We start from the raw sequence: 14,189 nt of genomic DNA on the forward strand, positions 1-14,189 counted from the left end.
TCATCTAAATGGGCTCCACCAATAAGGAGTTAATGTACCCCAATGTTGAGGATTAAATATTATGTGTGTATTTCCTACATTCATGTGCCAAGCTTTAATAACCCCGCTTCCTTGACCCTTTAGAGCATTTAAACTGTGTTCGTGAACTTGAACTCTTGTACCGTTAAAAATAAAGCCTCTATTTATTTTTCTAAAAGAAAGTAATGGAGCTCGAGATGTTACCCCTAATGCAAACAGCGATGCAAAATTCTCGAAATCAGTTACATTATTATTAACCGGAATAAACTTGCCATTAGACATCTGAACACCCATGAAATTCCCACCATCATCAAACATTGGCGTGCCTCCTGCGGAGACCGCCATTTGTACCGACCAATCAAGATCTTTAATGCTTACTCCGGAAGGACAAGTAGGGCATGGATCCTGATAAGCTATTAAATCCTTAGAATTTTCTCTCCAGAAAGCCTTTGCATTTGCTCGGGTACCTATTCTATTCTCAGGAGCATAATAACCACTTAAACCATATGAAAACCCTCCAGAACCGTAACCTACGCCGATACCAATACCACCACTACCGTCATAGTTACTAAGCCCAATACCGGCATTTACTCCCCAACTGTTGCTCCATTGATTATTAGTAATATCATAATTATAGCTGACCGATCCTCCTGCAGTAAAAGGCCCGAATGATCCATAGCCAAGACCCGTAGTGGAAGTACTTAAATTTCCATTCGAGAAATTGTAATTTAATCCTTGCTGAACCGCAGCGCCAGCCCCCAAGCCATTACCACCAACCCTGTACCCAACTTCCCCGTAAGGCCCAGCCGAGAAGCCATCCTGCCATCCCACATTTAAGCCCGCTCCCAATGGTATTCCGATAGGTGTCAGATTAAAGCCAACACTAAACCCTCCATTTCCAATACTCCATGTAACAAACTCCCCATCGGGATCCACTCCATTCACCGGATCATTCCCTATCCCGACATAAGGGGAGTGGAACTGCCCTGCGGGGTCTACCGCATAGAACCTGCCCAACTCATCATCGTATAAGCGAGCTCTGTAGTTGTGCAGGCCTGTCTCCTGATCATACTCCTGCCCGGTAAACTGATAGGCCACCTCTTCGGTGCCCACTTTTTTGAATGGCCGTCCAAATGGTCTGTAGTTGTACCCGGCAGTATAGGCATTAGATGCATCCACCACCGCTCTGGTACTCCCCAAATGATCTTTGATCACAAAACTCCAGTTTCCTTCTTTGGCTATGGCGATTATACCACCCGGTCCGTAGATATACTTGCTGACATCCTGAGTAACTCCATCATCTTTGATCTCCACCAGTGGATAATCAGCATCTCCATGTACATAATAGGTTTTGAAGGTATTGGCGCCTTCCTGATCCTTCTTTAGCAGGCGCTGATTATTTGCACCATATTGAAAGGAGGTCATCTCACCTGACAAGTCAATGGAGGTAGTGAGTCCTAGTCCCTTATCATAAGTGATATTTGACAGTCCATCGGTTACATTAGAGGTAATGTTACCTACATTGTCATAAGTGTATGTCCCCAGTGTGCCGCTTCCAGTCAGAGTGGATACCTTATTGGTGCCGGCTATATACGAATAGTTCCAATTCGTGCTTTGCACCCGCTTAGTCAGAATGTTTCCATTTCGGTCATAAAACATATCTCCACCCACTCCAATGTCATTTTCATGATATCTGCTGTTATCGGCAGCCAGTAGTCTGCCGAGTTTGTCATACTTGTATCTGACGGAATAGTTTTCTATGCCGAGACCGCTGGGGTAGGTATGTGTTACCTTGGAGATATTGCCTGAATAATAACCAGAGGGGCTGCCATATGCATTGGTGGTATACTCGATAGACTCTGTGAACTTCGAAGGAACGTCAATGGAAGCTAGCCATCCATTGTCACTATAATAACTATAATTAATTGGAAGAGTCTCGTTATTCAGTATTTCCTGACTTAGGGCTCCATTGTTCCCGTATACATAGACGGCATACTCATTCGGATTTGATTCACTCCCTATTGATATCAATCGCCCGGACAAGTCATAATCATAAACAATAGCCGCTTCATCAATAGCGGCCACTCCGGCAGAAGCTATGAAAGATGATCCTGTTTTGGCCCAAAAGCCTGGCTTAAGGACAATACTATTAGACGCCATCACGGACAAATCTCCACCAGACTCAACACGAGTACCTGAAAGCACCACCTCTTTTGCCTGAACCTCCCTGGTGCCGGTGACAATTTCCCCAATCAACTGATCTACGGGCTTCGTATACTCTACCTGTACTATCTGACCGCTGTTATTCCTGCTATAAACTATGATCGGCATGGCTACTCCTTCACCATGTATTTTTGTTCTTACGGCGTTCTGATAGCCTTCACCATCTAGGGCATCATAACTTTCGGTCACCTCAGCAGCATTATCATCGTCATTGTTCACTTCCACCTGGATCAACATGTCCCTATCGTAAGTCGTATTCTCATGATTACCATAGGTGTACTTCTTTCTCCAGGTGGCAGGCGTAGCTGGCCATGCCTGGTTATCCGGATTAGCACTGGTAAAGCCACTGTTGATATAACCCTCCTCAATCACTTTGCCCAAAGCATCATACTTGCGGTAGAGAAAGTAACCTTGAGCCCTCCCCTTGGCATCTTCTAAGAACCTGAGCCTGCCATAGGCATCGTATTTATATTTCGTGATCCCCGACTCAGCATCTTTGGATTCGGTCACCTGCCCAATAAAATTGTAAGTGGAAGTCGCCACAAAAGAGTTTCTTTCACTCTCCGACAGACCCTGGTCAAAATAATTAGGTGGATAGTAATAAGATATATTGCTGACATCATCGTAGGTTGACCTGCTGTATAGATAAATGTCAGCATTCGGGTCCTTGGTATCGTAGGTGATCGATCCGCCATATGATCCGGCATACGTCACATAATAAGTCACGCCCTGGGTAGCCTGAAATGTAAATGATCCGTAGCCCACCGTATTATTCACGATATTGGATGATCCTGGCCCTGAAGTTCCTACTTTAAAGGAGGTTCCATAATAGCCATAATCAATGGTTTGGTCTCTAACGGCAGTAAATGAGTGCGTCGATTGGCTTGAACTGAGCTGGAAATTCTGGGCCTCGTACTTTATCCCTTTCACACTTCCTGCTTTGGTCAACACCGTATTACCCGACAGATCACTAATCTGAAATGATTCCAAGCCATCGGCGTTAACAACCTTGCTGGCTCGATAAAAATTATCAGGTAAGTCAACATCAAAACCAATTTCATTGTCAAAGTTCAGTCCTGCATCACCATTGGTTCCGTAGGTCATCCGGGTAGTCCTCACCCCCCCTAACACGAAATCATTTCCTGGAATTTTCGACTCTAAAACACGCCCTAATGGTGATGTTTCATATACTGATGCAGAATAAGCCAACGCTCCATACTCTGCCGTGATATCACCGGAAAGCTGTTTGGTAGAAGAGTTCCAGCTGGCAAAGGAAGACTTATAGCCCAACCTACCCGCCAAAGCCAGGGATCTGGTCTGCACATAGGGTCGGGAAAGGTTGTCATAGAATACGCCCGAAACCATCACTTTGGTATCTGGTAATTCACTCTGTGACTGACGTACCTTTCCTGAAGCATCTACAAAAGTGGCCGAGAGACTTGGATCTGAATAGATCAGTAGGTTATCAACGGTCCACGGAGTAGAATAGCCGTAGTCTCCTCGGTTGAAGAAGACAAATTTTCCGACATTAGAAGCTCCTGATCTAAAACTCTCCGTAATAATGTATTTGCCGTCTACGTAGCAATCCACCTTTTGCGTTTCGAAATCCAAAATTGTGAGCACCTTATATGTCTTGCCCATCTTCATATTGACATCCCGCGGTGTAGTATATAGGAGAAAATCAAATCCACTACCGTCATACATAAATTCGTTGAAAACCGCATTGCCCGAGGTTCCTTCATTACCATCCCAGGTGGAGGAACCGGCCCCAAAACCAAAATTCAACTTGCCCGATCCCCCTGTATAGTAGGATGGCATTTTCACCAGAAACTCCACAGCCACTCTTTTGCCAGTAACGTCCTCCGGTAAATCCAAAATGAACTTCCCGCTGGCACCGGCATTATTGAAATGCGTAAGCCCCCCCTCCTCAAACGTCCAGTCACCACCACTGGCCGACCACCGACCCAGATTAAAGTCAAAACCCTCATAAAAACCCTCTGTACCACTGGATGCACTCTGCAATCCGATAATAGGGTTGGAAGAACTGACTGATAAACCATATTTACCAGGTAAATAGTTAGCAGAACTTCCTCCCGGATTCAGGTTATGATCTATATGCGCGTAAGTCGCATAATTTTCATCCTGGGCGTAATAATTAGTTGAACCACTTTCCTTTTTAGTAGCAATCACAGACCTTGTTTTAGGGTCATAAGAAAATGAAGAAACATATGCATCTTCCGGATATGCCCGGAAATTGTCAAACGCACATGCGATCTGATTAGCCCATACTTCTACTCTGGATCCGGATCTTTCTGAAACAGCGGACCTAAGGACCTTTTCATTACCGATATACACATGAATCTCCCCAGCACTTTTCACCAAACGACACGGTTGCCACTTACTCAAATTGAAATCTGTAACATTTGTCGCTAGTTCGCTAGCTCCGTCAAATAAGGTAACTTTCCCATCAAAATCAATGGTCAATACATACCCATCTGCACTAGACGTTTTATCCCAATTTATCTCCACAGAACCATTTGTCGCATTGTGCTCAAATGTCAAATCAAATTCAAAAATGTAATCCCCATCGAATTGACCAGATAGATCAGTATACATCATTCCTGTGGTGGTGGATTGATCAAAAACTGCGCTTCCTGACAATACCGACCAATTGCCTCCTGATACCGGGGTGTACCAGGTAGAAGTTCCTCCAAAGGTACCATCATCAAAATCTGCAGACCAAATTTCATCTTCCCTGGCATTGTAAGCCTTCAATACAGGCATATCATCTCGATATAAAGTGGATGACCACACCCCCAATGCATCTTTGGCTTCAATCACTCGTCCGTCTGAATCACAAACCATCTCCCCCACAAGTTGCCAATTGGAGGGAATAGTGCCCGAATTGGTCCAATCATTAAAAGCACTACCCGAAGCCACCTGAGAATAACTTCTGAATGGTAGACCTCCAGACCAGGTGGTTACAGAGGATCCCTGAATTACTCCGTTTACCAAACTAGTTTGTTGAATCACAGGACTCAAGAGATTATCAGATAGCCCTGTTGTACTATAAACCTGCCAATAATACTTCTGCGTTTGCTTATATACATCACTATTACCATCTGCATCATAATTGACAGAAGTGGTAGCCTCCGGTTGGTTGAGTACATTATAATCGTAGGTTACGATAGACGTTATTCCCTCAACAGTAGATTTCGTTTGTGTCGGGAGTATCAGCTCGGCCGTCTGAATCATTTGCCCTAAGGCGTTGGTGATACTAAGAGATTTTCTAGTGAAATAGCTCTCAGTTTTAGATACTTCTGCATTACCAGCGTCTAATGCTATCGTTTTGTAGCTCATTCCCCTTACAAATGGCGACTTACTATTGACATTGGTCAAATGCTCATCAGCCAACACCTCTCCATTGTAGAAGTAAGAAATCACTTTACCATTAAGTGAAGTAGTAGTAGATGTCGTGCCAAGTAGCGTAGTGGCTTCATTAAACTGAGGAGACCTTCCGTCTGGTGTTATTGTGGCTGTGGAGGTGGTGAAATTATAAGCAGTAGAAATCGTACTAAACCCGTCATTAACAGAAATGTACTTCACAGGATAAAAACTCAATGCTCCACCCACAGAGTGGCGAATCACTTTATGTAATTTCAGGGATGTAGCACTCCACTCATCTGACGAACCATAGGTAACAAAAACACCCAACCCACCTGCCTCATTGGCAAAAAAACCGGAATGGTAAGTACCGTCTATGTAGGTTTTCTCTACCTCTCCATTATGCAAGGTGTACTTATAAAGACCTGTTCCATCACTTTGCTCGTGAAAAAAGAAGTTCGGGCTACCATACACGTAGCTCGATTCACCCTGTGTATCAGACAGCTCAGAAGTGTAAAACGTATTGTTCCAAATACCCGTATTGCTACGTTTATGCAAGTAGGGCCAGTAATAAGAGTAGTTCCCCCAAAATGAACCAACCGTCAAGCCATCATTTGGGTAAGACGGGTGTTCTGGAAGCTGGGTTCTCGTTTTCCACGAATTGGTATTGGGGTTAAACTCCATTCTGAATCCGTCATACCCACCACTGTTGTCAGACCAAACGAAGAAGTCATCATTTAAAGAACTCCTCCATACGTCGTTATGAGTAGCCTCACTATAAGTAATCCAACTTTGGCCGTTAAATCTCCCCAAATCAATTTTACTTTGATAATAATCACTGGCCTGGACGATGGAATTATTGACTGATTGCATCCGCATCAAATTACTAAACCCTGTGCCAAGCTGGGTCATAGTCTGATTGAAGTATTGATCCCATTGATAAATTACGGCTTTCCCATTTGAATATTTAAGTGCTACAAAATTGTTTGATGCAATCCCCATTTGTGCATTCCATGAATCATTACCGTCGTAAGTCTGCTTATTGGCAAAGGTTTTATCCCTCTTCAGGTAATGAATGTCCCGGTAATTATAATCTCCTATTTCGTAAGTTGTGAATATATAATTTGACTGTCCAATATGATATGGATCACGGGTTCCACTATAATTATTAATTACGGCACTGCGCCAGGAGTTCATATTATTATTCTTGATGTAAACAGTCAATTTGGAACTGGTGCTACTTCCTTCTGCTCTTTGGCCAACTCCTACAAAATTATCTCCTGACACAAAGGAGGGTTTCGAACTGCCAATATTGACCTGTGGACTATAGAGGCTCCACCCACCAGTCAGGTCATTTTTACTCACGAGGAAAAGCTCACAATATCCTCCTGTCCCCGGAGTAGCTATCCCGAAAAAATCCTTTTGTGTTTGTACGAAAAACTCCTGATATCTGTCTCCTCCCAGTGCATCCCGGTCAACCCCCTGGATGGTGGTAATGAAATTCTCCTTCCATTTGCCATCCCACTCATACACATACACCTTGACAGGCCTATCAGAGTTATCATGATTTACACCGTTCAATTCTCTCCAGCAGACCACCACATAACCGGGTCCTTGCCAGATTTGGGGCTCGGAGTAGCCCGCGGGGGCATAAATTGGCAAATCCAAATCTCCCACAGATTTGGTCTGATAAGTATATGAAATGGATGCCCCAGATGCAGTCAAAACCGTTTGTAATGCTCCTATGTAGGTTCCCGATGTGTAGTACTCAAAAGACGCTTGGGTGGTATAGCTACCAAATCGATCTGATGAGCGAATTTCAGATAACAATCTTTTTTTATACCGATCGTCAGAACTGAGCTCAGTCAATGGATGATAGTTCAAGGTAACTGTCTGGATTAAGTCACCATTCAGGTTTAACCTGACATCAACTAAATATTTCTTTTCATAGATTTCCTGATATGCATCCGGCTCAGTTGGATTCTCCCTGTGTGGCTCATAATACTCATAAGAATTCTTGGAAGAATAAGTAAGTGATACATCATATCCCAACCCATTTTCTATAGTTGATAAGTAGCAGGCTTCAGTATGTAGCAGGCCAGATGAACCACCAACCTTGCTCTCAACTTTATCATAGCCATATATCACATAATCTGTTTCTAATCTATTAATGATCTTAGACAGATTCCATGCCCTTGGCATCTGACTCTGTCCACTGGTCACATTGCTATTCCCAATCCAATTGCCCCATTTGACCACCCAAGGAATAGAGGACGGAAAAGTATATTGATCTCCATATATATAAACCGTCCCATCTTCCTTTGTGATCTCCCATCTTTCTCTGGAAGTAATGTATCGGATCTTCCAATTGGTATAATTCTTTGATTTAAAAACCTCCGCTGTATAGGTAGTGTTTCTATCTTTTGAGTAATAGGACTCGGTACCTGTATAAATTAATTCTGTAAGCGACCCGTCCTTCAAATAATACTGATCATCCTCCACATTTCCGGTGTTTTTATGATCCACGACGATCTCGGGGTAGCTGAGGGTCCAGCCGAGCCCTAACACTCCAGTCGCAGACTCCTCATTGATGGTTTGTGCCTGATGCTGAACATTAGAATTATAGCTGATCGCAACATTAATTCCCAAACCCTGCTTTCCTGGAGCACTTATTAAACTTACGGGTAGATTAACTTCTCCACTGAATAAATTAACGCTGTTTTGGAGAGACCCTGCGTCTACTCCACCCACGGAAAAGGTATTGGTATCAACGATTTTACCAGCAGAGGATTGTTCCTGAGAAAATGACAGGTGAGTACATAGCAGTGCCATTAGGAACATTGAACTCTTTGCATTCATGATCAATTAGGTTAGGTGATAATTGATTTTAATTCACTAAAATCTATTTTTTTATTAAATGGTGCAAGTAAAATTTCAACAGAACGGGCCACATTATCTGAAAATTTTGAATATACCACAACTGCAAATCATTGATGGCATGGCCAATGACAGTTCGTGCTAAAAAAATCAGGAGTTATTTCACCTTCAGCTCCTTTAAAACCTCTGACATCTGACTTTTGAGTTCTTTGATCTCGTGATTTTTTTCGATCAGATGCAATGTCAACTCTTCGATCTTCTCCAGCAGTTTGGCGTTCATTTCACCGAGCGCGATTCCGTTTTCGGCCACTTCTTTGGCTGAAGGCATGTCGGGCAGTCGGTTGTTTTCTTTGATGAAGACTTCTGTTTCCTCCAGGGATTTGAGGGAGTAGTCAGCGGAAAAAACATAATCCGGCCAGGGGGCGGCTTCTACTTTTACTTCTTTGGAGCGAATGGTGCCATTCACCTCTAGTTCCTCTGATGGTGTGGAAGTACCAATCCCCACCTTGTTCCCAAAATAGACCGGCCATTGCACACTCGATATACCAAGAACACGACCCGATATATTTGTGACTCCCGTAGGTGCGACAGGCTCGTACTCTGGCGGGTCGGCAATGGTCATATTAATACCATCCACCTCTACAACTACTGTGGGAGTGCCTGTGATCCCGACGAAATGAAAGTCCAGAGCACTCAACCCTCCGCCAATAGTCCCCGAGCGTATGGCATCCACATGGTTTCCATTATAAAACAGGTTTTCTACGATTTCTATGGATCCATATTGACTATACCCCATGAAGGTGGCATGGAGCTTAATAAGGGTGAGTTTGTTATTACCCAAGCCACCGTAAATGCTGATCTCTCCACCAGCTCGCGGATGCCCTCCCAGAATGAGGCGGTACCAACCATCTCCATGATTGAGCGTAACATTTGCAGATTGAGCTTTGAGTTCTCCCCATCCAAGCATAAGCATGAAGACAGGTAAAAAGGCAGTTTTTATCAATAAGGAGAGGCGTTTCATTGGTCAACAGGGTTGGAAATAAAAAAATGGTTGGTTTTTGCGGAACCAAAATAAGAAATAATCCCGGATGTGCAATATTAAAATCTCGGGGATGTGAAAATCAATATAATAGGCAGTGGTTTGGAGTGGTCAATGCCCTTAAAGTGACTCCCTCAGCGGGCTTCAGTCCTGGCTGCTGATGCTCCCTCCACTGGCTTCTGTTTGGAAATGAGGCTTACTTTATCCTTCTTATTTAGTCAGTTACTTACTGACCACTTATGTTAGACTTAAGTTACGCTGCACTAAACTTAAGCCAGGGAGGGGATTTCTTTCAACAGCAACTGGCACAATAAAAAAGCCCCTGACTAGGCACACGCGACACTCGTGCGCCAGCGGAGGACGATATGAGACCCAAAAGTCTAACCCTTCTTCTGAGGTTTTACAGAAGCTGGCTAATGCGCTTGATACAACTGCGGATTTCCTAATGAATGGTAGCCAAGATGAAGTGGTTTCCGCTCAGCTTACAGATAAGGAACTATTGAAACAATTCAAAGCGGTGGAGCAATTGGATGCCGAGGATAAGCACCTGGTTAAAACGTTCATTGATGCCTTTCTAACTAAAAGACAGGTGCAGAAGCTAGCACAATAAAAAACCCCGCCGAAGCGGGGCTTTTAGTCTATAATACTATGATTGAGATTATTCCAATGTCGTCGGGGATATCACCAACTTTTATCTCATTAATATCTATTCCGGCCTTCATAACCTCCATGGTTTCCAATGAAAAAGAGATATCCAATGAATCAACAAATGCATACAATGCTCCTTCATGGTTTTCAATCGAAGAAATTTTATAGGCTTTCTTCAATTGGCCAAAGTTTGAAGCTGTAGTTATTCCCCTTGTTGTCTCATACTTAGGGCTAAAAATCTCAAAAGAGTAAATCTTGTCACAGTCAAGGTTTACCATAAAAAGTGACTCTCCATTCTTACTCACTTCAATAGCTGGACTAAAACTAGCTTCAATGTACCGGTCAACTAGTTTTATTTCTTTTTCCTTATCGAAAATAGTGTAGATATTATCTACTGTATCGTCAATTCTCAATTCACCTACAACTCCTTTATCAATTGTATACTCAAGGGATGTTTGAGAGAACGAACAAGTAGTTATAAAAAAACATAACATAATCATCCAGCTTTTCATTACTTCAATATTTTAAATGTCGGATTTTTAGGATTATGGCCTGTATATTCAATAGCTTTTTGCGGCTTCCCCGGCCTATTATCAACATGAACATGAGGCGCATTCTTTTGAATGTTTCTTCGGCTCGTCCTGATGTTAAAAACACCAATGCTAATTGTATGAGAGTGCCTGCCAAACCCTTGAGTATCTCCCATATTCGGATAATAGATAGATGCGCTAAACAATCCTGAATTACCAGCAGCCTTTGCCAAATCCTTATTTGACATTCCTTTTACTTTTATATCTGCTGCATCTCCTTGTATATGCCTACTCTTTTTTGCACCACTTACGGATTTATTTTTGGTCTCAGATCTATCTCCCCCTGTCACCGTAATCTTAGCATAATCTTCGGTAATCCCATTATTTTTCATATTGATGGATAAGCCAACCAATGCATTTTTGGTCTCATCTGAAGAAATCTCCTTTCCATTCATATCCACAAAATCATCTCGTGTCCCTATTTCGGTTATGGTGGTTTCACTTTCATTTACTACCGGACCATCTGGACCCCACTGATCTAAATCGGTGTTTCCTTTAACCTCATAAACTTTGTCATCATCCTTTCCATCATTGCCAAGATGTTTTCCGTCCTCGTCAAAATAATCACCGAACATGCCATCTGGATCAATGAAAAGAAGTGGGTTGTTGTAAACATAGTGGTAAGGAGTTAAATCGTACGTTTCTTCGGCTAAAGGATCGATATTAAACCACCTACCCAAATCAGGCTGATACATCCTCGCTCCATAGTCCAACCACCCAGTCTCTTTCTGTTCTTCCTTCCCATTGTATTTATACAAGTTTTCAGTACCGCTTGTATAGCTATTGAAGGTCAAACCAAAAGGATAGTAATCATCCCGCTGGATCACATTTCCACCTGCGTCTACGGTCACTCGCACATTGCCCAGGTGGTCAGTGAGGTTGTACTCATACAGAAAGCTGGCGCCACTCTTGCGCGCCCGACCCTCACTGTGCTGGATGAAATCAAGTAGCCCATCACGGTACTGTATCCCCCCGAGATAGTCTATATCCGCTCCCGAAGTAGTCTCTTTTTTCAGCTTTACTCCTGAAGCATCATAGGTATATTGTACCTCCTGCACACCATTCCCATCAGTATAGCTCACGCGCTCAGGGAGATTCAGGTAGTTGTAAGTAATACTGCCTATCGCTTTGTTGGCATCACTGATCATGTTGCCGTTTTGGTCGTATTTGTAATCAGTGTTGGTTGTATTGCCATCGGTAAACAAACCCGAGGTTCCATAGTCTTTTACAGATACCAGTTGATTCCCATTATACGCATATGCAAGGTCATCAGCCACCTGCCCCGCCATGGTACGTATCAAATCCTTAATGTTTCCATTGGCATCATACCGTATTCCATTATCATCACCGGTAACATTGAAGAAATTATTAGCTCCCAATTGTGAATACGTTGCAGTCTTCAGCCTATTCTGTAAATCGTAGGTAAAATCATAGGTTTTTGGATAGGCGTTTCCCAAGCCAGCCGTTTTCCACTTCATCTTACCAATATTTCCATTGAATTGACCAGCCAGATCATACTGCAACTCCAAACCCAGCCTATCATTCCCGTCATCCAAAGTTGTACCACCGTTAATGGTTGTCAGCCAACCACGAATATTGTACCGATAATCTATACTCTGCACAGCATTGCCAATGTTTTTCTCCACCAGCTCCCCGATCTCATTGTAGCTATTGCTTTGCATGGTCACAGCTCCCTGTTGGTCTATCTTATGGGTAGCAGTGATCAACCGGTCCATATGGTCGTAGGTATAAGTCTCCTCAGTATCCACGCTCTCCTCCCCATCATGGTTGCGGATGCTCTTCTTCACGGTGCCTGTAAAGGAGTAGGCATTGCTCACCCTGTCTGTGCCCCCATGGATGTTGGTACTTATACTCTGGATCATCCGATACCTGTCATCATAGTAGGAGGTCGCATAAAGGTAGTCGTCTGTACCCAGTACTTTGACCTTATTCCCTGTCACTTGTCCGCTCACAGCACTCATTGCCGTGTTTTCAAAATCAGCCCCTTTGTCTATGTAGTTGTGCGTATGGTTTCCAAAATAACCCTGTCCCTTGAACCGATAGTCATCATAATAAGTCACCGATAGTACCTGATCAAACGTGATGCTACTTCTGCTTTCATTGGGATAGGTAGTGCTCGTGCTGTAGCCGTGACCTGTCGTAGTGATGGTCTCACCTCCGCTCATGGCCTGGGCATCCGCCCTTATATCCACAAGATCATCTGTGATGGTACAGATACCTGTCATAATTGGCCTGTTCAGCACATCATATTTAGTAAAGGTGTATTGATTATATGCTGTGGTTGAGATGGAAAAGGTGTTGGTACTACTTCCGCCGGCATGAAATCCAGGAGTGAGGGTAACGGTACCTCCATTGAGTTGGTACGATTGCCCTGAGTACTTATCCAAAGAAATATTGCTATTGACCAGCTGCACACGCTGGTTGCCATCCTGGGTCAGTACCAGCCGATCTCTGGCATCATATACCATATAAACCGGCTCAGCTCCCGGCACCTGTTTTTCGATCATGCGCCTTCTGCCATCATACTGGTAACGAAACATCCATTTCTTACGAAAAGCGGTATCATTGAGTAGACTGTAGGTTGTTCCCATCTGCACCGTTCCCTCCGGTTGAAGCACAAAAGTGAGCTGGCCATACACATCGTACAGATAATAAGTAGTCGCATAGGTGTTACCTGATACCTGGCTTTTCTTGGCCACCGTCTGCCCCAGCTTATCTCTGAACTCAAGGCTAATGTTTCCATTTTCATCAGTCGTCTCTGTCACCCACAGGTCCCCGGCACTATAGGCGCTCTCATGGGTAATTGTCTGATTGCTATTATTAGCAACACTAAAACGCTGTAGAATATGCCTGGTGTCTGTGCCAGGCGTGTTAGGAGAATAGTTCATAGCAACGAATTTGTCTGGGCTTCTCCAGCCGTCACCCGCGCCGTATTGCTTTGACGGTCTGTTAAGCGGTGATGCTTCAAACTTCGTTTCACTATAATAGTACGTGGATTCATCGGCCACCTTATTGGTAGTGGAGGAGTAAAAAGAAGCAATCTCCGTACTCCAGCTACTATGATAGTTCCCTGGGGTGGCATGCGCATTTTCATACATCAGGTAGCCTTTATCCTGTCTTCCGTAGGTGTCATAGGCTATTGGGGTCACCAAATCTTTGCTATTGGGGGATCCTTTTCGTATGACCTGCTGCATGGGCCGACCCAAACCATCATAGTATTGGGTAGAGCGCATAACCTTTGTCTGATCAGTAACCCCAGCGATACTTCCGGTATAACCACTAATCCGCGCCCTGTGGGTGGTCACATAATTCTCATCTGAGGTCTGTGAGTAACTAAAGTGGGATAGTACGATACCCGTGAGCGTTAGTAGTATGGTTCTTAGGTTCAT

Annotated in this window: 5 protein-coding genes; 1 reads left to right on the forward strand and 4 read right to left on the reverse strand. The window is 43.6% G+C overall.

All coding sequences use genetic code 11. The features are described from left to right. The gene (locus GV030_RS10100; protein ID WP_159582191.1) at positions 1-8,484 is read right to left on the reverse strand and encodes an RHS repeat domain-containing protein; all 8,484 of its coding nucleotides are present in this window, start codon (positions 8,482-8,484) and stop codon (positions 1-3) included. A 175-nt stretch (positions 8,485-8,659) separates the two neighbouring features. Then, a complete protein-coding gene (locus tag GV030_RS10105) occupies positions 8,660-9,523 on the reverse strand; it encodes a hypothetical protein (protein ID WP_159582192.1) in 864 nt (287 codons plus the stop codon). Positions 9,524-9,986: 463 nt separating this feature from the next. Here GV030_RS10105 and GV030_RS10110 point away from each other — a divergent pair, with 463 nt between their 5' ends. Then, entirely contained in the window at positions 9,987-10,151 is a 165-nt protein-coding gene (locus tag GV030_RS10110; RefSeq protein WP_185155813.1) for a hypothetical protein, read from the forward strand. A gap of 28 nt (positions 10,152-10,179) precedes the next feature. On the opposite strand, the gene GV030_RS10115 is transcribed toward GV030_RS10110, so the two are convergent. Next, positions 10,180-10,701 carry a hypothetical protein gene (locus GV030_RS10115; RefSeq protein ID WP_159582193.1) on the reverse strand — a complete coding sequence of 174 codons (522 nt, stop codon included), beginning with the start codon at positions 10,699-10,701 and terminating at the stop codon, positions 10,180-10,182. Beyond that, positions 10,701-14,189 (reverse strand): DUF6443 domain-containing protein, encoded by a 3,489-nt coding sequence (locus GV030_RS10120; protein ID WP_159582194.1) that lies wholly within the window; start codon positions 14,187-14,189, stop codon positions 10,701-10,703. The genes GV030_RS10115 and GV030_RS10120 overlap by 1 nt, the downstream gene beginning before the upstream one ends.

Origin of the sequence: Marinoscillum sp. 108 (genome assembly GCF_902506655.1) — a bacterium.
Lineage (GTDB): Bacteria > Bacteroidota > Bacteroidia > Cytophagales > Cyclobacteriaceae > Marinoscillum > Marinoscillum luteum.